Below are 22,193 nucleotides of genomic sequence, written 5' to 3' on the forward strand. Positions count from 1 at the left end.
AATTTAAATTTTAGGGGGAGTTTTATTATGGGTAAATATGATTTTAATACATTAGTTAATAGAGGTAATTTTAAGGCAAGAAAATGGAATATGACAGAGATTAAAGATGATGGAACTTTTGGAGATAATATTATTCCAATGGGAATGGCAGATATGGATTTTCAGTGTGCGCCGCAAATTCAAAAAGCTATTAGAGAAGTTGCAGAACATGGGATTTATGGATACACATATGTGTATGATGAGTTTTATGATTCAATAATTAATTGGAATAGTAAAAGACATAATTCACAAATTAAAAAAGAGTGGCTGACTTTAACTCATGGGACAGTTAGTACACTTCATTATATAGTTCAGGAATTTTGTAGTATAGGAGATAATGTACTTCTTCAAAGTCCAGCTTATGATCCATTTTATAATGCGATAGTTAGAGGTGGAGGAGTTCCAATTTATAATAGATTACTTTTAAATGATGGAAAGTATACAATTGATTATAAAGATTTAGAAGAAAAACTTAGTGATGATAAGACAACTCTTATGATATTCTGTTCACCACACAATCCTACAGGTAGAGTTTGGAGCAGAGAAGAACTTTTAAAAGTAGGAGGGCTTTGTGTTAAGCATAATGTTTTAATTGTGGCAGATGAGATAAATAGAGACCTTATGATTTATGGAAATAAGCATATTGCAATGACAGATGTAAGTGAAGAGGTTAGAAATAATACTATTCTTTGTACTTCGCCAAATAAGGCATTTAATCTTGGTGGGCTTAAATCTTCATATACTATAATTCCAAATGAGGAAATTAGAAATAAACTTAAAAAGAGATTAGAGAGGAATTCTATTACATCTCCAAATATTTTTGTAATTCCATCAGTAACTACAGCTTATAATGAGTGCGGGGATTGGCTTGATGAGCTTATAGAATATGTAGAGGGAAATATAGATTATCTTAGAGATTATCTTAAAACAAGAATTCCAAGTGTAAAACTTATAGAACCAGAGGCTTCATATCTTGCTTGGCTTGATTTTAGAGAAGTTGAGAGTGACCCAATAAAACTTGAAGAGTTTAATTTAGAAGTAGCAAAAATAAAGTTCTGTGAGGGTTATACTTTTGTAGATAATGGTGATGGGTTCTCAAGAATTAATTTAGGGTGCCAAAGATTTATTTTAGAAGAAGCATTAAAAAGATTAGAGATAGCAGTTAATAATAGATAATTGAACTACACTCTGGTACAATACCAGAGGATTCTTAAAGATAAAACTAGGGGGAGAAGACATGATGAAAGATTTTGATTTTTTAAAAAGAATTAGTGAGGCAGATGGAATTCCAGGAGCTGAAGATGAGGTTAGAGAAATTATAAAAGAGGAACTTAGAGATTTTTCAGATGAATTTACTTATGATAATTTAGGAAGTATTATTGCGGTTAAAAAAGGTGAGAGAGAAGATCTTAAGGTTTCTATAGTTTCTCATATGGATGAGGTTGGATTTGTAGTTAGAAGCATAGATTCAAAAGGTTTTTTAAGAGTTTTTCCTCTTGGGGGATGGAATCCTCATATGATAATTGCATCAAAGGTTATTATTACTAGTTATAAAGGAAGAAAATTTACTGGGGTTATGATTACTGATAAATCTACTAAAGATATTTCTTTTGATGATGTTTATGTAGACCTTGGAGTTTCTTCTGATAAAGAGGTTGAGGAGTTTGGAATTAGACCGGGAGATATGGTAACTCCAGCTAGAGAAGTTGAGGTTATGAATGGTACAAAAAATATTCTTGGAAAGGCTTGGGATGATAGAATTGGATGTGCAACTATGGTTTCTGTTTTAAAAGAGCTAAAAGATGCTAAGCACAATAATACTGTTTATGGTGTTGGTTCAGTTCAAGAAGAGGTCGGAACAAGAGGTGGTTTTACAACTACAGCAGTGGTGAAGCCAGATATTGCAATTATAGTTGATGTGGCTTCTACAAAAGATACTCCGACGCTTGGTGGTAAGGGTAGAAAATTAAATGAGGGACCTTGTCTTGTAGTTTGTGATAAACTTGCTATTGGAAATAAGAAACTTTTAAATCTTTTTGTTGATGTGGCAAAGGAGGAGAATATAGATTTTCAGTATGATATTTTATCTGGTGGTGGAACAGATTCTGGGGCAGTTCATCTTTATGATGCGGGAGTTCCAAGTTTATCAGTTGTAATTCCTGTAAGATATGCACATACAGGGACAACTATTGTAAATTATGATGATTATCAAAAAGCAGTAAAGCTTGTTACAAGTGTAGTAAAAAGATTAGATAAAGACTTTTTGGATGATTTATATTCATATAAAAAATAAATACAAACCTGTGGATAAGTTTTAAAAAAGTTATCCACAGATAAAGAAAGACCATCCTTTTTAAATAAAGGATGGTCTTTTGAGATTTAAGGATAGTTTTTTGGTAATTAGTAAAAGTATTTTTTATTTAAAAACTAAATTTATGCAAGGTTTAAAGCTGTTGTTGTTTGTGCAATTAGTTCTGCACTATGAGGTGCAGTTAAATTGCCAAGTGGTGTTAGGAAAATATTACTTGATACTATTACTGCCATTGCAGCTTTAGCTTCTTCTGAAGTTATATCATCCCTCACATTTTTGATTGTTATTTGAGAATTTTTGTTTGATTCATTTTTAAATGTCATTACTAGGTTATAAAGTGTTCCGTTCATTTAAATCCCTCCCTTTTTTTATTAAACTGTTGGTATTGGTTCAAGGTCTATAGTTTCTTCTTTTTGTACTGTTATTGAAGACGTTGCAATTAGTGAGGCAAAGGCATCACCTACTGCTTTGACTTGTGCATCTGGAGATTCAGCTTTTATAGAAGCAAATCTTTGCTTTTTAATTGCTGGGTTTCCATGTGAGTCTAATCCGAAGTGGTATTGTAAAACTAGTGTACTTTTTATAATATTTTGGTTTGTCATTTTGACATCCCCCCTTTTCACTATCTATATATGCAATAAAAGGTGAGTTTTTAAAAAAAATAAAAAAAAAGTTTTTTTATTTCCAAACTGTCACACTAAAGTGGTAAAATAGATATTAAATAAAATAATCTAAATTTAGGATTAACTAAAATTAAAATAGATATTAAGTAAAGAGGTGTAATTATGTTAAATATAAAAATGAATAAAGTTTCATTAATAGATGTTGATGCAGTAGTTCTTCCATTTTTTGAGGGTGAACTTAATTGCAAAAAAGTAGAAGTAGACGCTAGTTTAAAAAGAGCTGAAGAAAAAGGTACTTTTAAAGGAGCTAAATCAGAAGTTTTAGTTTTAAACATGAAAGATGAAAATGGGGCTATAAAAGATGTAGTTGCATTAGGTCTTGGAAAAAAATCAGAACTTACTGTTGATGAAATGAGAAAAGCTTTCTCAAAAGCAGCAAGACAATTAAAAGCTTTAAAAGCTGAAAATGCTAAAGTATGTCTTGGAAATGTAGAAGTTAAAGATGCAAATGAATTTGCTAAAGGGATAGTTGAGGGGATGACTCTTGGTTACTATAAATTTGACAAGTTCATGTCTAAGAAATCAGCAGATAAAGATTTAACAGTAAATGTTTCAGAAGTTTTAGCATCAGCTAAAGATGCTTTTGAAGAAGCAGTAATGCTTGCAGAGGGAACAATAATAGCTAGAGATTTAGTAAATGAGCCAGCTAACATAATGGTTCCAGCTATGCTTGCACAAGAAGCTGTTGATTGTGGTAAGAAATACGGATTTGAAGTAGAAGTTAAGGGGCTTGAAGAAATCAAAGCTCTTGGAATGGAAGCTTTCTTATCAGTAGCTAAAGGTTCAATACATGAGCCAAAGCTTATAGTTATGAGATACAACGGAGATTCTGATAACTTAAATAACAAACAAGGTTTAGTAGGAAAAGGGTTAACATTTGATACAGGTGGATACTCACTTAAACCAAGTACTTCAATGGATACAATGAAGTCAGATATGGGTGGTTCAGCAGCTGTTATAGGTGCAATGTCAATCATAGCTGAAAGAAAACTTAAAAAGAATGTTGTAGCAGTAGTTGCTTCATGTGAAAATGCTATATCAGGAGAAGCTTATAAACCAGGAGATATCATTGGTTCAATGGGTGGAAAAAATATAGAAATATTAAACACAGATGCAGAAGGAAGATTAACATTAATTGATGCAGTTCACTATATCATAGAAAAAGAAAATGTTGATTCAGTAGTTGATGTAGCTACACTTACAGGAGCTGTTTTAGTTGCTCTTGGAAATACAACAACAGGAGTTCTTGCTAATAATGATGAGTTCTACTCACAATTAGAAGAAGCTTCAAAATCAACAGGCGAATTCGTTTGGAGATTACCAATAACAGAAGAATATAAAGCAATGAACAAGTCTAAAGTTGCAGACCTTAAAAATATCGGTGGAAAATTTGCTGGTTCAATAACAGCTGGATTATTCATTGGTGAGTTTGTTCAAGATAAACCTTGGATGCACCTTGATATTGCAGGAACTTCATGGACAGATGCTCCAATGCCTTACTCAGAAATTGGTGCTACAGGTGAGGGTGCAAGACTTCTTTATGAATTAGTAAAAAGAAGATAATCTTATATAAATTAAAGAACACTAGAGATTCTAGTGTTCTTTTTTTATATAAAACTTTACGAGGGAGCATAAGCTAATTTATAATGGGAAATGATATATATAATAATGGGGGATGAAGAGATGACAAAATTATATTTAACAAGACATGGTGAAACACAGTGGAATACACAGGGAAGATTTCAAGGGTGGGCAAATTCAGATTTAACAGAGCTTGGAATAAAACAAGCAGAGTGGCTTGAGAAAAGAATAAGAGATTTAGAAATTGATGTTGTATATTCTAGCCCAACAGGTAGAGCTTATAATACTGCAGAAATTCTTAGTGTTAAAAGAGGCCTTGAAATTAATAAACATGACGGTCTTAGGGAAATAAATGTTGGCGTTTGGGAGGGTAAAAGTCAGGAAGAGATAAAAGCTATATGCATGGAGAATCAACATAATTTTTGGAATGTTCCATCAAAGTATATTCCAACAGAAGGTGGGGAAACTTATAATGAAATGGCAAAAAGAAGTTTTGAAGCCATATCAGAAATTATTGAAAATAACAAAGGCAAAAGAATTTTAGTGGTAACACATACTATAACAATTAAAAGTTTTATGTGTTTACTTGAAAAAAGAGATATAGATACATTATGGCATGAGCCATTTGTAAAGCAAACAAGTTTAACAGAAATAGATTTTGAAAATGGAGAGTATGAGATATTGCTTAATGCAGATATCTCACATCATGAATATTCATTTAAAGAATTTAATCAGTTTAAGTAAGGGAAGAAAAGTGGGTTATAAGCCTACTTTTTTCTTTTTAAGGTTTAAGAGGTGTTAAATGGAAAAAAAGAGCGAAAAACACAAATCTTTGATATAATACATAAGTAAATTTATATTTAATAAAGAGGGAGCTAATAAATGAAGATTTTTAATAGGTTTATTTTTCTCTTTACAATAATTACTTTTGTATTTTTATTTTTAAATAAAAATATAGCATTAGCACAAACAGTTCATAGCACAAATTCTATAAATGAATTATTAGGGAAATTAAACAGCAATAGATCAGGTGTTGGTGTTGATGAAAAAATAAATTTAAATATTGAAATTGGAAATTATTATTATAAAGAAAAACAAATTGATAATGCAATTAAATATCTTGGTGTAGCAAGTAATGAATTAATGCAAGAAGACAATTTAGATGAAGCTAATAGTGTTATGTTTAATATATTAGCTATAAGTATTGAGAGTAAAAGATATACAATAATTATTCAATATTCATTAGACCTTTTAGATAATTTGTGTGAGCTATATACCCAAACCGGGGATAATATATATCTTAAGAATATGGTTGGTATAGATTATCTAGTAGCAACTACATGCAATATTTTGGGTGATAGAGCCTATGGAGAGTCATATTTTAAAGTCGGTAATGAACTAGAAAAAAAATATTATATAGATGAAACATCTAGTGTAGATTATGTGAAATCTAATTATTATTTTTATCAAGAAGATTATGAGCAAGCAGAAGTATATGCATTATCTGGAATGGGTAAGTCTACAAAAGAAAAGAGTGAAATGAATTATTTAAATGGAATAATTTATTTAGCTAGAGCGCAAATTAATCAAGGGAAATTGGACGAGGCTAAAAAAAATTTGAAAATAGTTTCTGGGAAAATGCAAAAATTAAATTCAACTTTAATAGAATCAGAATATTATTATTATAATGGCAGATTAAATGAAGATCTTAAAAATTATGATTTGGCAATTGATAATTATTTAAAGTCATATAAATATACTAAAGGTCAGAAATTATATGATATAAATGGGAAAATATTATATAGACTTGGAAATTTATATAATAAGATAGGTGAGTATCAAGAATCTGCTAACTACTACCAACAATATATAGTTCAAGAGCAGGTTTTATCAAATTCTAAAGAAAAAATTAATGCTAATATAATAATAAATATGCATGAGAATGACCCACAAAATATTTTGAATGAGATAAAATTTAAAAAATCACAATCAAATAATAAGATTTTAATACTTTTAGTTATAGGAGTACTTATTTTAGCGTCTATAATTGGTGGTGCATATTATAAAAAGAGGAAAAATATTAAAAGATTAAATTCGGAGCTTAATAGAGATAGTTTAACTAAAGCGTTTAATAGAAGATATACAATAGCATATATTCAAAAGCTAGAGAAAAAAAGAAAGCATTTTGCTATAGCTATGTTAGATGTTGATAATTATAAGATGGTAAATGATACTTATGGTCATATTTTTGGGGATAAAGTTTTAAAAAGATTAGTTAAAACAATGAATTTAATTGGTGGAGATAAGGTTCTAGTTTGTAGATATGGTGGAGAAGAGTTTCTTTTAGTTTTTGAGATTGAAAAAATGGAGTATACTGCGAATGTTGCTAAGCGTATAGTTAGAGGGATAGAAAGTCTTGAATGGGAGTATGGAAATGTGATAACTGCAAGTTGTGGTATTTCTGAGTATAACTTAAGTGAAAAGACCTATATAAGTTTAGAAAAGGCAGATGCATTTTTATATAAAGCAAAAAAGAATGGAAAAAATAGAGTGGAATATTAAAAAAAGAGGACATAACACAATTTTGTGTTATGTCCTTATTTGATATTTTAGAAGTCTGATTGACCTGTTGTTCTTGGGAAAGGTATTACGTCTCTGATGTTATCAACACCTGTTACGTACATTATTAATCTTTCGAATCCAAGTCCAAATCCAGCGTGCTTAGTTTCTCCATATTTTCTAAGTTCTAAGTACCACCAGTAATCTTCTTTGCTAAGTCCAAGCTCTTCAATTCTCTTGATAAGCTCTTCATATCTTTCTTCTCTTTGGCTTCCTCCAATGATTTCACCGATTCCAGGAACTAAACAGTCCATTGCTGCAACAGTTTTTCCATCTTCGTTTAATCTCATGTAGAATGCTTTAATATCTTTAGGGTAGTCAGTAACGAATACTGGCTTTTTAAAGATTTCTTCTGTAAGGTATCTTTCATGCTCAGTTTGAAGGTCAATTCCCCATTCAACTGCATATTCGAATTTTTGTCCTGAGTTTTGTAACATTTCAACTGCTTCTGTATAAGTAACTTTACCAAAATCTGATGAAACAACATGTTGTAATCTATCAGTTAAACCTTTATCTACAAAGTTATTACAGAATTCTAATTCTTCAGGACATTCTTGCATTACGTATTTGATTACGTATTTAAGCATGTCTTCAGCAAGTTCCATATCATCTTGAAGATCAGCAAAAGCTATTTCAGGTTCTATCATCCAGAATTCAGCAGCGTGTCTCTTTGTGTTTGAGTTTTCAGCTCTGAATGTTGGTCCGAATGTATATACATTTCTGAATGCTAAAGCAAATGTTTCAGCATTTAACTGTCCTGAAACAGTAAGGTTAGTTTCTTTTCCAAAGAAATCTTTCTTAAAATCGATAGCGCCATCTTCTGTCATAGGAACATTGTGTAAGTCATGAGTTGTAACTTGGAACATCTCTCCTGCACCCTCACAGTCTGAACCTGTTAAGATAGGCGTATGTGTATATACAAATCCTTGCTCTTGGAAGAATTTATGAATACCATAAGCAGCTACACTTCTAACTCTAAATACAGCTGAGAAAAGGTTACTTCTTGGTCTAAGGTGAGCTATTGTTCTTAAATACTCACGAGTATGTCTTTTCTTTTGTAATGGGTAATCTGAATCAGACATACCTTCGATTATTATTTCTTCAGCTTGAAGTTCAAAAGGTTGTTTTGTGTTTGGTGTCTCTATTAAAGTACCTATAACCTTGATTGATGAACTTATTGGAAGTTTTGCAATTTCGTTGTAGTTAGCTAATTTATCATTAGCGAAAACTACTTGGATAGCTTTAAAGAAAGAACCATCATTAACTTCTATAAATCCAAAAGCATTTGAAGCTCTTAATGTTCTTATCCAACCTGAGATAACAACTTGTTTACCAGCATAGTCAGCTGTGTTTCTGTAAAGACTTTTTACTAAAACTGAATCATTCATATTTCTATATCCTCACTTTTTCATTTATTTTTATACGCAAAAAAAACCCCAACATCCTATTCTGGGACGAAAGGATTCCGCGGTACCACCCAAATTGCTATGAAAATACATAACCAACTTCTTTTTAAAAGCACAATTATATGCTTCTCAATGTATAACGGTTTGACTCCGTCTAAGCCTACTTGATAATTCTTTCGGTTAGAAACTCCAAGATGTTCTTCAAAAAAGGCTTCCATGTGAGACTTGCACCATAACCCACTCGCTAAAAAGAAATTCCTTGATTTACTCTTCTTTTCACAGTAATTTGATTTTTAATTATATTGTAATTCTACAATACATTATAAACAAATGCAATAATAAATGTTCTTTTGAATTTTAGATAAAAACAGAGGTTACTATAATGCAACCTCTGTTAATTATTCTCTTCCTGTTTGGTATGATGTGATTAATGAAGATGGGAATTTTTTCATCTGCATGTCTTTCGTAATTTTTGTAAGATCATATTCAACTTTTCTAACTTTAACTTTTGGAGTTGCACCATCATATAAGTCTAATAAGATGTAAGTAGCTTCAGAAGAACCATTTTTAGGCTTTCCAATACTACCATCATTAATAAGCATTTTATCTCCAAATTGTTCTACTGATGGGATGTGAGTATGAGCACATACTAAAATATCTTCTGTAAGCTCAGACATTATAGTTTCTTTATCTAAATTGTTTTTATCCATATATTCATCAATTTTTCTAGGACTTCCATGTACAAATTTTATTTTTTTATCACAAATATTCATTGTAAGTTCAGTTGGAAGGCTATTTAAATAGTAAGAATTAGATGCCCTGAGTTCTTCAACTGTCCAAGGCAGTGAGAATTCATTTGAATTTGTTCGACGTATAAAAGTAAAATCATTATCCACAACAGAGGCATCATAATTGCCTTTAAGACAAAGAATATTTCTTTTTTTAATTAAGGCAATTACCTCATTTGGATGTGGACCATAGCCTACAAGATCACCAAGACAAATTATAGTATCCGCATCTTGTGAATCTATATCTTCTAAAACTCTAAGTAGGGAGTATAAATTTCCATGTATATCTGATATAACTGCTATTCTCATAAATTAAAAACTCCTTTGTAATCAAAAATAGAATAGTGGAACATGTCCACTATTCTAATTATATTATTATTTTAGTTTTTTCTCTAATTTATTTTTATTAGAAATTATTAAAAGAAACTAAGGTGTTGTATAATTAAAGTATATTAGTAGTTTTTGGGGAAAGGATGGTTTTTATGAATAATTCAAGAATTGATAAAGTTATAGAAGTAATGAAAAGAGAAAATCTTTCACAGATGCTTGTTACATCAACACCAGCATTATTTTATCTTACAGGTAAAATGATACATGCAGGAGAGAGAATGTTAGCATTATATATAAATGTTAATGGGGAGAAAAAATTTGTTGTAAATAAGCTTTTTCCAGTTGAAAACTGTGGAGATATAGAGCTTGTTTGGTATGATGATATAGAAGATGGCGTAGAGGTTTTAAGTGAATTTACTGATAAGACTAAAACTTTAGGAATAGATAAAGATTGGAAAGCACATTTTCTTATAAGACTTATGGACCTTAATGGGGCTAGTGGATTTATAAATTCATCTCCTATAGTTGATAAGCTTAGAATGGTTAAAGATGATATAGAAAAAGAACTTATGATAGATGTATCAAAAGTTAATGATGAGGTTATGAGTGAGATAGTTTCTTGCATAAATGATGATACTACAGAAAAAGACATCTGTAGAGTTATAACAGAAAAATATGCACAAAAGGGAACACAGGGTAATTCATTCCCATCAATAGTAGCTTATGGAGCTAATGCTGCTGACCCACACTGTTCATCAGGTGATAACATGGTTAAAGCAGGAGATTGTATAGTTATAGATATGGGATGTAGAAAAGCAAATTATTGCTCTGATATGACTAGAACATACTTTTATAAGGAAGTTTCAGATAGACATGCAGATATATATAACATAGTTTTAGAAGCTAATAAAAGAGCTATTGCAGCGGTTAAACCAGGTGCGAAATTCTGTGATGTTGATAATGCAGCTAGAAATTATATAAGTGAAAAAGGTTATGGTGAATATTTCACACATAGAACAGGTCACTGTATTGGGATAGAGGTTCATGATTTTGGAAATGTTAGTTCAGTTAATGAAGATATTTTAGAAGAAGGAATGATATTCTCAGTAGAGCCAGGAATCTATATTAAAGATGATATTGGTGTTAGAATAGAAGATTTAGTTATGGTAACTAAAGAGGGCTGTATAAGACTAAATAAATATAATAAAGAGCTTACAATAATAAAATAATATAACTGAAAAAGGACAACTCACAAATGTGAGTTGTCCTTTTCCTAAGGTTGTAACTATGCACTAAATAATATTCCAGCGATTGTAGCTGTCATAAATGTAGCTAAAGCCCCACCAAGCAATGCTTTAAAGCCAAGTTTAGCTATAGTTCCTTTTCTCTCAGGTGCAATTCCACCAATTCCAGCTATTTGAATAGCAATTGATGTGAAGTTTGCAAAGCCACAAAGAGCATAGCTTAATATCATTATTGTTTTTGGTTGTAATGTGTGGTTAGCTATATTAACTCCAAGCTCTGAATAAGCAACGAATTCATTGATAGCAATTTTTTGACCAAGAAGACTACCAGCAGTATTAATATCTTGAGCTGGAACTCCCATAAGCCAAGCTACAGGGGCAAATAATTTACCAAGTACCCAGTAAAGGCTTAAATAATCCATTCCAAATATTCCACCAACCCATCCAAGTAATGAATTTAATAGAGCTATTAAAGCAATGAATGCAAGCAACATAGCAGCAACGTTTAATGCCATTCCAAGACCTTCTGAAGCACCATTTGCAGCAGCTTCAATAACACTTGAACTTGTTGATTCTAATTTAACTTCAGTACCAGATTGTGTTTCAGGAACTTCAGTTTCTGGAATTAATATTTTAGCAAGTAATAATCCAGCAGGTGCTGCCATTATTGAACCAGCTAATAAATCTCCAGCATTAACTCCCATAGCAACATAACCAGCCATAACTCCACCAGCAACGGTAGCCATACCTCCAACCATAATAGCAAGAAGTTCTGATCTAGTCATTTTTGCAATATATGGTTTGATAAGTAATGGAGCTTCAGTTTGTCCAAGAAAAATATTTCCCACAGCACTTAATGTTTCAGCACCACTAGTTCCAAGTATTTTTGCAAGACCTTTTGATATTACTTTAATAATAATTTGCATAATTCCTAAGTGATATAAAATACTCATAAGTGATGAGAAGAATATCATTGTAGGCAGTACATTAAATACAAAGACTGAACCGGCAGGAATTGCACCTGACCCATCACTAAGTGGTCCAAATAAGAAGTTTGTCCCCTCACTTGTAAAGCTAAGTAACTTCATAATTACGCCATTGAAGCCATTAAATATTTCTTGACCAATTGACGTCTTTAAAACAAATAGTGCAAATAGAACTTGAAGAACTAACCCTGTTATGATTAAACGCCAGTTAATTTTCTTCTTATTTTCTGAGAATAGGAAAGCTACGCCTAAAATCGCTATAAGACCTAAAACACCTGTAAATCTATCCATTTGTTTATCCCCTTTTTTCATCATAAGTTTTTTATTTATAAAGATTTTGGACAAAAAAACAGGACCATCCTAATTGAGGATAGTCCTGTATACATTTCATCTTAAAGATTTTTGATTATATTAGACATTAGAGAAATAAAGTTTGCTCTAACCTTTTCAGATGTTTCCATAACCTCTGCATGGTTTAGAGGTTGGTCTAATATCCCAGCAGCCATATTTGTCATGCATGAGATTCCAACAACTTGAAGTCCACTATGTTTAGCAATAATAACTTCTGGAACAGTTGACATTCCAACAGCATCAGCACCTATAGTTCTAGCCATTCTGATTTCAGCAGGTGTCTCATAAGTTGGGCCACTAAACATAGCGTAAACCCCTTCTCTAAGTTCCATACCAAGTTCAGAAGCTATCTTCTTAACTTCTACTCTTAATGATTTATCATAAGCATCTGACATATCAGGGAATCTTGTTCCAAATTCACTTAAGTTTCTTCCGATAAGTGGGTTAGCACCTGCAAAGTTAATATGGTCTGTTATTAACATTAAATCTCCAGGAGTATAGTTTGCATTTACTGCACCAGCAGCATTTGTTACTATAAGTTTTTCACAACCTAAAAGTTTCATAACTCTTACTGGGAATGTAACTTCTTGCATGTTATATCCCTCATAATAGTGGAATCTTCCTTGCATTGCTACAACAACTTTTCCTTCTAATTTACCAATAACAAGTCTACCAGCATGTCCCTCTACTGTTGAAACTGGGAATCCAGGGATTTCTGAATAGTTATAATATTCAGCTTCCTTGATTGTGTCAGCTATTGCTCCAAGTCCTGAACCAAGTATTAATGCTAGTTCTGGCTTGTAGTTTGATTTTTCTAAAATATAATCTGCAGCTACTTTAATTTTTGTTGATAAATCCATATCTAATCACCTCTAAAAAAATTTAAGTTTTTTTCAATAAAAACTTTTAAAATACAAATATTACTTTTTGAGATTATTATATATTTTATTCAACAATAATTACTAATTTTAATTTTATTTAGTTAATAAAATAAAATTTGAGCATAAATCTAGACAAATTGTCAAAATTCCTCAATAAATAATTAAGTTAATTATAAGTAGCAAAGGAAAAAAATACAATGTAAAATATGGTATTTTAAGCCTCTTCACTAAATTGAATAAATATAGTAAATAATCATGAACTTACTTGCAATAGCTTTTTTAAACGCTTACAAGCAATATTCGACAAAAAATATAAAATTATTGTTCATATTATCATATCATTAGAGTTTTTTATATGCAAACGTATATATCAATTAAAATGCTTGTAAAAGATACAAAAAAAATAAAAATTAATAACAAAAAGTTAAAATAAATAGAAAAGTAGTAATGTTAAAAAAGATACTTAGTTTATTTATTTAAATTTTTGTAACAAATGAAAAGAGCTAGCTTTTGCTAGCTCTTTTCTATTTATTTTCTAAGAACATTTCTGCAACTTTAACAACATCACCAGCGCCAACAGTAATTAATAAATCACCTTTGTTAATTACTGATTTTACGTAGTCTAAAGCCTCTTCGTGAGAATGTACATTAATACATTTAACTCCAGTAGCTCGTACTGCATCTCCAAGTTCTATAGAGTTTACAAGACCTGTATCTTTTTCTCTTGCAGCATAGATATCCATAAGAACTAATTCATCTGATTCACCAAAACAAGTTGCAAAATCATCAAATAATGTTTTTGTTCTTGTATATGTGTGAGGTTGGAATATAGCAATAGTTCTTTTTGTATCCATTTTTCTAGCTGTTTCTAAAGTAGCTTTGATTTCAACAGGGTGGTGAGCATAGTCATCAACAACTGTGACTTCATCTTTAATACCTTTATATTCAAATCTTTTATGAGCTCCACCAAAAGAGTTAAGTCCTTTGATTATTTGCTCTGTACTTATATCAAATCTTATTCCAACAGCTATAGCTGAAAGTGAGTTTGATACATTATGCATTCCAGGTACATTAAGTGAAAGTGAAAGAAGATATTCGTCTTTGTTGTAAACATCAAAAGTTGCACAACCTCTTCCATCAAATTCAATGTTTTTAGCTCTGATATCACCACTTTCTATACCATATGAAATAACATTACATTTGCATTTTGAAAGTATATTTCTAACTCTTGCATCATCTGCATTACCAATTAATTGTCCATCTTCAGGAATTAATTGTGCAAATTCTAAGAATGTATCTTCAATTTCGTGTATATCTTTATAGAAGTCAAGATGGTCTGCATCTATATTTAGGATTATTCCTATAAATGGATGGAATCTTAAAAAGCTTTTTTTGTATTCACAAGCTTCTGTTATGAAGTGATCACTACTACCAACTCTAAAGTTACCATTTATGATATCTAAATCGCCACCAACTAAAATTGTTGGGTCAAGCTCTCCTGCTAAAGTAACATGTGCAATCATAGATGTTGTTGTTGTTTTACCATGAGTTCCTGCTACGGCTACATTTAGTTTGTGTGATTTTAATAGGAATCCTAAGAATTCAGCTCTATCCATTAAGATAGCCCCAATTTCTTTAGCTTTAACTATTTCTGGGTTATCACTAGGAATAGCAGCTGTGTAAACTACCAGGTCAACATTTTGGATGTTGTCTGCACTATGTCCTATGTAGATTTGTGCCCCATTATTTTTTAATCTATTTGTTAATTCTGATTCTTTTGAGTCAGAACCAGAAACTTTGTATCCAGCATTAAGTAGAATAGCGGCTAGACCACTCATACTAACTCCACCTATACCGATAAGGTGAACCTTTTTATCAATATCTCTTTTTAAATCAAAAGTCACTAATATCATCTCCTTTTTCTATTACATACTTAATTATATACAGATTTAAGTAATTTCACACACTTATTAAAAAATAAACATGAAAATATGGTAAATTTATAGAATAAAGATTGCTATTAATACGAATATTGAATAAAATATGAATATTGAGATAAATATTTTAAAAATAATTCGTATAAAAATCATATAAATGAAGGTGAATATAAATGGAAAAGTTAAGCAGAAATACTAGGGTATCTATAATTACAAAAATTCTTATGGAAAATCCTAATAGAATAATAGGTCTAAATAGATTTTCAGAGCTTTTAAATGCAGCTAAGTCAACTATAAGTGAAGATATATTTATAGTGAGAGAAAGTTTAGAAAAAAAAGATATGGGTAGCATTGAAACTATAGCAGGTGCTGCTGGTGGAATAAAGTTTGTTCCTCATATTGGTAGAGAAGAGAGAGATAAATTTATAAATGAACTTTGTGACGTTATGAGTGCTAATAATAGACTTGTTGCTAGTAAGTTTATTTATGTTACAGATTTAATGTTTGATCCAGCTATAATTGGTAAAGCGGGGGTTATACTTGGTTCATTTTTTAAAAAAGAATCAATTGATTATGTAGTTACAGTTGAAACTAAGGGAATACCACTTGCTTATGAGGTGGCTAAAAACCTTGGAGTTCAAATGATTGTAGCAAGAAGAGATAGTAAAGTTACAGAGGGTTCAACACTTTCAATAAACTATGTTTCAGGAACATCAGGAAGAATTCAACAAATGTGTTTATCAAAGAAAGCTTTAAAAACAGGAAGCAGATGCATATTTATAGATGATTTCATGAGAGGTGGAGGAACAGCTAAGGGTATAATTGATTTATTAAGAGAATTTGATTCTGAACTTGTTGGGATTGGAGTTCTTGTTGATAATAAAATTTCTTCAAAAAAATTGATAAAAGATTATATTTCATTAGTAGATGTTGTAGAACTTGAAGAGGAAAGTGGGATTAAAATAATTCCTTCAGAAAATTTAAAAGAAGATGTCTAAAGTTTTATACCAAAAGTTGCGATAAGTAAAGTGAATGTGTAAATTTGTAAAAAAATTCAAGAATTTTCAATAAAAAGGAGGATTTTAGGAATTTATATAGAATTTATATATTAACATAACAACTGGAGGTGTGGTCAATATGCAAATTACAGATGTAAGAATCAGAAAGATAGCGGCTGAAGGAAAAATGAAGGCTATCGTATCAGTAACTTTTGATAGTGAATTTGTTGTTCATGATATCAAAGTTATAGAAGGTCAAACAGGGTTATTTATAGCTATGCCAAGTAGGAAGACACCAGATGGTGAATTCAAGGATATAGCACATCCAATTAATACGGATACGAGAGAGAAAATTCAACAAGCTATTCTTGGTGAATATGAAAAAGTTATAAGTACTGAAGAAGTATAGGGTAGAAAAATAAAAGGAAGCTTTGCTTCCTTTTATTTTTTTTTGTAAAATTAATATTTAAATAACCCTTTCTGTCTTGAAATAAAATGGGCTTTAAAATATAATTATTATAGAATACGAATGAAAACAAATTGTAAATAAAAATAATTAGGTTATACTATTTGCTGATTCGGATAATTAAAGAGGTGAAAATATGAATAAATGTGCTATAATATTAGCAGCAGGACAAGGAACTAGAATTAAATCAAGACTTCCAAAGGTTCTTCACAAGGTTTGTGGTAAAGAGATGGTTAACCATGTTATTGATACTATGAGAGCTGCTGAACTAGATGAGGTTAATGTGATTATAGGGAAAGGTGCTGAACTTGTAAAAGAGAGAACAGCTTCAAGAAATGTTTCTTATTCATTACAAGAAGAACAATTAGGGACAGGACATGCAGTCATATGTACAAAAGACTTTTTAAAAGGAAAGTCCGGTGTTGTTGCTATATTTACAGGAGATGCTCCTTTAATAAAAGAGGCGACTGTAAGAAGTTTAATAGAAACTCATATCAATGAAAAGAATTTTGCTACTCTTTTAACTTCAGTTATAAAGGTTCCAACAGGTTATGGAAGAATCATAAGAGAAAATGCTGAAGTAGATAGAATTGTAGAGCATAAGGATTGTTCAGTTGTTGAGCTTGAAGTTAAAGAAATTAATGCAGGAATGTATTGTTTCGATATAGAAAGTCTTTTATCTGCACTTGATAAATTATCAAATAACAATGTACAAGGTGAATATTATTTAACTGATGTCATTGGTATTTTAAAATCAGAAGGTAAAAAAGTAGGTGCTATGATTACTGATTTTGAAGAAACTATAGGAGTTAATTCAAGAGCAGAATTATCAATTGTTGAGGGGATTTTAAGAAAAAGAATCAACAGAAAGCATTTAGATAATGGAGTTACACTAATAGATGAGAATTCTACTTATATTGCAGAAAATGTTGAAATAGGTCAGGATACAATAATCTACCCTAATACTGTTTTAGAAGGAAAAACTATTATTGGTGAAGATTGTATAATTTACTCTAATTCAAGATTAAGTAATGCAGTTGTTGGAAATGAAACTACAATTGAAAGTTCAGTTATTGTGAATAGTAAAATTGGAGATAATACAACAGTAGGTCCATTTGCTTATGTAAGACCTGATTCAAACATAGGAAATCATGTTAAAATTGGTGATTTTGTTGAAATAAAGAAATCAACTATAGGGAATAATACAAAAGTATCTCACTTAACTTATATAGGTGATGCACAGGTTGGCGAAAGTTGTAACTTTGGCTGTGGTACAGTTGTTGTTAACTATGATGGAAAGAACAAAAATAAAACAATAGTTGGAGATAATGCATTTATAGGATGTAATACTAACTTAGTTTCACCAGTTAAGGTAGAAGATAATAGTTATATTGCTGCAGGGTCAACTATAACAGATACTGTTAAAGAGGGATCACTTGCAATAGCAAGAGCTAGACAAACAAATATCGAAGGTTGGGTTAATAGAAAAAGAAAATAAAAATTCTTTTTATTAAATATATATATATACAAATGTAAAATGGGATTATTTTAAGGAGGTCTTCACGACAATGGAAAATCAGTTAAAGAATATCAAGATTTTTACTGGTAACTCGCATCCAGAGTTAGCTCAGAGAATAGCAGACATATTAGGATTACCTTTAGGGAAATCAAGTGTAGGTACTTTTAGTGATGGAGAAATATCAGTGGATATTAATGAAACTGTAAGAGGTTGTGACGTATTTATCGTTCAATCAACATGTAATCCAGTTAATAATAACCTTATGGAGTTATTAATAATGATTGATGCTTTTAAAAGAGCTTCAGCAGGAAGAATAACAGCAGTTATACCATATTATGGTTATGCAAGACAAGATAGAAAGGCAAAATCAAGAGATCCAATAACAGCTAAATTAGTAGCAGATTTATTAACAGCTGCAGGAGCTGATAGAGTTCTGACAATGGATTTACATGCTGCTCAGATACAAGGATATTTCGATATTCCTGTAGATCATATGTTAGGTTCACCAATACTTGCAAATTACTTTGTTAACGAAATGAAACTTGCTGATAGAGATGATGTAGTTGTAGTTTCACCAGACCTTGGTTCTGTTACAAGAGCTAGAAAGTTTGCTGATAAATTACATGCGCCAATAGCTATTATTGATAAAAGAAGACCAAAAGCTAACGTTTCAGAAATCATGAATATCATAGGTGATATTAATGGAAAGATTTGTATATTAATAGATGACATGATAGACACAGCAGGTACTATAACAAATGCAGCTAATGCCTTAAAAGATCTAGGTGCTAAAAATGTATATGCTTGTTGTACTCATGGAGTTCTTTCAGGACCAGCAATTGAGAGAATAAATAACTCTGCAATAGAAGAGTTAGTTATGCTTAATACAGTTAAATTACCAAATAGAGATGGCTTAGAAAAGTTTAAGTCATTATCAGTTGCACCATTGCTTGCAAACGCAATTGAGAGAATATATGATGATGAACCATTAAGTAGATTATTTGAAGAATTTAGCTAAATTATAATGTGATTTTATCAAATTATAATTTAATTAAAGAAAATTGAATTAAATTTTCAAAACACCTAGTAAGTTTTAACTTTTTAGGTGTTTTTTTAAATAACAAATTTGATGAAATTTGTGGTATAATAAGAAAAATATGATTTATGTTAAAATAATATACAAAATAGTTACAAATATGAACAATATAGATTGTTTAAATTAGATTAGGAGTGTGTAGATAAAATGGATGGTTTAATAGGAAAGATTTTAGTAGTAGATGATGATGAGAATATATGCCAAGTTCTAAAAATGTATTTAGAAAGTGCAAATTATGATGTTAAAGTAGTTAATGATGGTAAGTCAGCAGAAGAAGTATTTTCAACTTATAAACCAAATTTAGTTTTACTTGATGTTATGTTACCAGGTATAGATGGGGTTGAAGTTTTAAAGTGGATCAGAAGAGAAGGAAATACACCAGTAGTAATGCTTACAGCTAAAGGGGAAGTTTTTGATAAAGTATTAGCATTAGAAATTGGTGCTGATGATTATATTGTAAAACCATTTGAGCCTAAAGAAGTTATGGCTAGAGTTAAAGCAGTTATGAGAAGATATTCAGTTGATAAAACTGATGAGGATGTATTAACATTTCCTTCACTAATTGTAGATACTAATTCATATAAGGTTACATTTAGAGAGCAAGAAGTTAAAATGCCACCTAAAGAATTTGAATTATTATATTATTTAGCAAACAATAAGAATAAGGTGTTTACTAGAGAACAACTTCTTTGTGAAGTATGGGGATATGATTACCCAGGTGACTCAAGAACAGTAGACGTTCACATAAAAAGATTAAGAGAAAAGTTAAATAAGGGAGATAATTGGCAGTTAGAAACAGTTTGGGGAGTAGGCTACAAATTTGAAACTAAATAAAAAGTTTAAGAATCATAGCTTAGTACCTAAATTACTGCTAAGTGTAATGGCAATTGTAGGATGTATTTTTGCTATAATTGCCTTTATACTATCTGCAACTGTTAAGGATTACTACTATAATAATAGAGTTGAAAAGATTCAGGAAGTTTCAGGACTTATAAAGCAATCTGTAAACGCTTATACAAGTAGTGCGGGGACAAACCTTCAACAGCTTAATGCTGTTTTACAGTTTGGACAGGAATTCTTAAATGCGGACATAATTTTAACTGATAGTCAGGGAGTTGTATTTGCAGTATCTAATAAAAATGATAATGGATATAAACTTCAAAAAATTGTTCATTTAGATGGAAAAGATATATTGACTAATGATGACTTAGATTATGATAATGGTGATTTTAATGTGTATAGTAAAAAGTTATATAATACCAAAAAAGAATTTGAAGGGGTAATTATAGTTAAGACACCTCTTGACCAAATGAAACTTGCATTAAAGCAAATTTATTCTATTATATGGTTTTTTGTTATATTAACACTTATTATACTAAGTATTGTTATATATGCAGTTTCTGATAAATTCATAATAAATCCTATAGAACAGGTTAATGAAGTATCAAGAAAAATTGCTAAGGGGAAGGTTTCTGAGCGGGTTAAAATTGATTCTAATGATGAACTAGGGGAACTTGCAAATAACTTTAATAATATGGCAGATGCTATTGAAAAGCTTGAGCAAAACAGAAGAGAGTTTATCTCTAATGTTTCACATGAACTTAGATCTCCTATGACATCAATAAAAGGTTTTATAGCAGGTATACTTGATGGAATTATTCCACCAGATAAAGAACATTTTTATTTAGCAAAGGTTTCTGATGAAATAGAAAGACTTACTAGACTTATAAGTGATCTTTTAGATATATCAGCAATGCAAGCTGGAAAACTTACTTTTAATTTTTCTAAAGTAAATATAAATGAAATGATTAGAACGGCTGTTATAAATCTAGAGCCAAAAGTAACTGATAAAAACTTATCTGTAGAAATAAATTTAGATTCTGAAGAACCAATGGTTAATGCTGATAAGGATAAACTTATGCAGGTTGCAACTAATTTAACTGATAATGCAATTAAGTATTGTATTGAAGGTGGAAATATTAAGATTTCTTCAAAGTGTAAGGCTGATAAAGTTATAATATCTATTTATAATGATAGTCCGCAGCTAACTGAAGATCAACTTAGAATGGTTTGGGATAGATTCTATAAAGCAGATAAATCAAGAACTAATAAGTATAGTACAGGACTTGGTTTATCAATAGTTATGAATATAATAACTAACCATAAGCAAGAAATTTGGTGTAAAAACTCAGATGATGCGAATGGTGTTGTGTTTGAATTCACTCTTGATAAATGGGATGATGTAAAGCATGGACAAATAGAAGAAGATTAATAGTAAAAGACTTGTTGTTTATTTAAAGCAACGAGTTTTTTATTATACATAAATAAAGATTATTGGTATAATTTATATTAGATTTTATTGGATGGAGGATATGAAAATGTTTTTAATAGTAGGACTAGGAAACCCTGGGAAGGAATATGATAGAACAAGACATAATATAGGATTTGAAATGATAGATTACATTGCAACTAAGTATAGCATTGATATAAATAGGACAAAATTTAAAGGTAGTTATGGCGAGGGAAATATAGAAGGTCAAAAGGTTATTTTAATAAAGCCACAAACATTTATGAATCTTAGTGGTGATAGTATAATTCAGTTTATGAAATTTTATAAATTAAAGCCAGAGAATGTGGCAATTATATATGATGATATAAGTCTTGAAATTGGTAGACTTAGAATTAGAGAAAAAGGTAGTGCTGGTGGACATAATGGAATAAAGAGCATAATCCAAAACTTTGGTGGGGATGTTTTTCCAAGATTTAAAGTTGGTGTTGGTGCACCTGAACATAATTTAGTTTCACATGTTTTAGGAAAGTTTCCACCAGTAGATTTAGAGCATATAAACAAGGTTAAACCTATTGTTGCAGAGGCTGTTATAGAATTGCTTAAAACAGATGTGAATGGAGCTATGAATAAGTTTAATGGGGTTCATGTTGAGAGATAAATCGTTATTT

20 protein-coding genes and 1 other annotated feature are annotated in these 22,193 nt (G+C 30.6%); of the genes, 13 read left to right on the top strand and 7 right to left on the bottom strand.

All coding sequences use genetic code 11. The features are described from left to right. The first annotated feature begins 27 nt into the window (after positions 1–27). On the top strand, positions 28–1,215 hold the full coding sequence (locus Q0V24_RS03690; RefSeq protein WP_297518773.1) for a MalY/PatB family protein: 1,188 nt from the start codon (positions 28–30) through the stop codon (positions 1,213–1,215). Positions 1,216–1,276: 61 nt separating this feature from the next. Further along, positions 1,277–2,332: a M42 family metallopeptidase gene (locus Q0V24_RS03695; RefSeq protein ID WP_297518774.1), complete on the top strand. Its 1,056-nt coding sequence runs from the start codon at positions 1,277–1,279 to the stop codon at positions 2,330–2,332. Between the two features lie 140 nt (positions 2,333–2,472). Here Q0V24_RS03695 and Q0V24_RS03700 read toward each other — a convergent pair whose 3' ends face one another. After that, positions 2,473–2,700, bottom strand: a complete 228-nt coding sequence (locus tag Q0V24_RS03700) for a DUF2922 domain-containing protein (protein WP_297518775.1) — start codon at positions 2,698–2,700, stop codon at positions 2,473–2,475. Between the two features lie 21 nt (positions 2,701–2,721). Further along, positions 2,722–2,952, bottom strand: coding sequence for a DUF1659 domain-containing protein (locus Q0V24_RS03705; RefSeq protein ID WP_297518776.1), 231 nt, complete (start codon positions 2,950–2,952; stop codon positions 2,722–2,724). Positions 2,953–3,135: 183 nt separating this feature from the next. On the opposite strand from Q0V24_RS03705, the gene Q0V24_RS03710 reads away from it, so the two are divergent. The 3 genes from Q0V24_RS03710 (at position 3,136) to Q0V24_RS03720 (ending at position 7,176) form a co-directional block, all read left to right on the top strand. Continuing rightward, a complete protein-coding gene (locus Q0V24_RS03710) occupies positions 3,136–4,596 on the top strand; it encodes a leucyl aminopeptidase (RefSeq protein ID WP_297518777.1) in 1,461 nt (486 codons plus the stop codon). 90 nt (positions 4,597–4,686) lie between these two features. Next, positions 4,687–5,358: a histidine phosphatase family protein gene (locus Q0V24_RS03715; protein ID WP_297518778.1), complete on the top strand. Its 672-nt coding sequence runs from the start codon at positions 4,687–4,689 to the stop codon at positions 5,356–5,358. Between the two features lie 138 nt (positions 5,359–5,496). Continuing rightward, the gene (locus Q0V24_RS03720; RefSeq protein WP_297518779.1) at positions 5,497–7,176 is read left to right on the top strand and encodes a GGDEF domain-containing protein; all 1,680 of its coding nucleotides are present in this window, start codon (positions 5,497–5,499) and stop codon (positions 7,174–7,176) included. Positions 7,177–7,223: 47 nt separating this feature from the next. On the opposite strand, the gene asnS is transcribed toward Q0V24_RS03720, so the two are convergent. Both asnS and Q0V24_RS03730 read right to left on the bottom strand, forming a co-directional pair. Next, complete coding sequence (gene asnS / locus Q0V24_RS03725; protein WP_297518780.1) at positions 7,224–8,621, bottom strand: asparagine--tRNA ligase; 1,398 nt, start codon at positions 8,619–8,621, stop codon at positions 7,224–7,226. Positions 8,622–8,680: 59 nt separating this feature from the next. Beyond that, positions 8,681–8,928 (bottom strand) — a binding site (T-box leader). Between the two features lie 109 nt (positions 8,929–9,037). After that, on the bottom strand, positions 9,038–9,736 hold the full coding sequence (locus Q0V24_RS03730; protein ID WP_297518781.1) for a metallophosphoesterase family protein: 699 nt from the start codon (positions 9,734–9,736) through the stop codon (positions 9,038–9,040). 173 nt (positions 9,737–9,909) lie between these two features. On the opposite strand from Q0V24_RS03730, the gene Q0V24_RS03735 reads away from it, so the two are divergent. Then, positions 9,910–10,986 carry a Xaa-Pro peptidase family protein gene (locus Q0V24_RS03735; protein ID WP_297518782.1) on the top strand — a complete coding sequence of 359 codons (1,077 nt, stop codon included), beginning with the start codon at positions 9,910–9,912 and terminating at the stop codon, positions 10,984–10,986. 56 nt (positions 10,987–11,042) lie between these two features. Here the strand turns inward: Q0V24_RS03735 and Q0V24_RS03740 are convergent, their stop codons facing one another. From Q0V24_RS03740 to murC, 3 genes are all read right to left on the bottom strand, one after another. Continuing rightward, positions 11,043–12,278, bottom strand: coding sequence for a NupC/NupG family nucleoside CNT transporter (locus Q0V24_RS03740; RefSeq protein WP_297518783.1), 1,236 nt, complete (start codon positions 12,276–12,278; stop codon positions 11,043–11,045). Between the two features lie 101 nt (positions 12,279–12,379). Then, positions 12,380–13,198, bottom strand: coding sequence for a purine-nucleoside phosphorylase (locus Q0V24_RS03745; protein WP_297518784.1), 819 nt, complete (start codon positions 13,196–13,198; stop codon positions 12,380–12,382). A 545-nt stretch (positions 13,199–13,743) separates the two neighbouring features. After that, positions 13,744–15,123, bottom strand: a complete 1,380-nt coding sequence (gene murC, locus Q0V24_RS03750) for a UDP-N-acetylmuramate--L-alanine ligase (protein WP_297518785.1) — start codon at positions 15,121–15,123, stop codon at positions 13,744–13,746. Between the two features lie 206 nt (positions 15,124–15,329). Here murC and purR point away from each other — a divergent pair, with 206 nt between their 5' ends. The 7 genes from purR (at position 15,330) to pth (ending at position 22,183) form a co-directional block, all read left to right on the top strand. Beyond that, complete coding sequence (purR, locus tag Q0V24_RS03755) at positions 15,330–16,154, top strand: pur operon repressor (protein WP_297518786.1); 825 nt, start codon at positions 15,330–15,332, stop codon at positions 16,152–16,154. 139 nt (positions 16,155–16,293) lie between these two features. Beyond that, positions 16,294–16,563 (top strand): septation regulator SpoVG, encoded by a 270-nt coding sequence (spoVG, locus tag Q0V24_RS03760; protein WP_297518787.1) that lies wholly within the window; start codon positions 16,294–16,296, stop codon positions 16,561–16,563. 193 nt (positions 16,564–16,756) lie between these two features. After that, complete coding sequence (gene glmU / locus Q0V24_RS03765) at positions 16,757–18,118, top strand: bifunctional UDP-N-acetylglucosamine diphosphorylase/glucosamine-1-phosphate N-acetyltransferase GlmU (RefSeq protein WP_297518788.1); 1,362 nt, start codon at positions 16,757–16,759, stop codon at positions 18,116–18,118. Positions 18,119–18,188: 70 nt separating this feature from the next. Further along, positions 18,189–19,157: a ribose-phosphate diphosphokinase gene (locus Q0V24_RS03770; RefSeq protein WP_297518789.1), complete on the top strand. Its 969-nt coding sequence runs from the start codon at positions 18,189–18,191 to the stop codon at positions 19,155–19,157. A gap of 225 nt (positions 19,158–19,382) precedes the next feature. Then, positions 19,383–20,069 (top strand): response regulator transcription factor, encoded by a 687-nt coding sequence (locus tag Q0V24_RS03775; RefSeq protein ID WP_297518790.1) that lies wholly within the window; start codon positions 19,383–19,385, stop codon positions 20,067–20,069. After that, entirely contained in the window at positions 20,056–21,507 is a 1,452-nt protein-coding gene (locus Q0V24_RS03780) for a HAMP domain-containing sensor histidine kinase (RefSeq protein ID WP_297518791.1), read from the top strand. Before Q0V24_RS03775 ends, Q0V24_RS03780 begins: the two co-directional genes overlap by 14 nt. A 106-nt stretch (positions 21,508–21,613) precedes the next feature. After that, on the top strand, positions 21,614–22,183 hold the full coding sequence (gene pth / locus Q0V24_RS03785) for an aminoacyl-tRNA hydrolase (RefSeq protein WP_297518792.1): 570 nt from the start codon (positions 21,614–21,616) through the stop codon (positions 22,181–22,183). The last annotated feature ends 10 nt before the right edge of the window (positions 22,184–22,193 follow it).

This window comes from uncultured Clostridium sp. (assembly GCF_947039605.1).
Taxonomy (GTDB): domain Bacteria; phylum Bacillota; class Clostridia; order Clostridiales; family Clostridiaceae; genus Sarcina.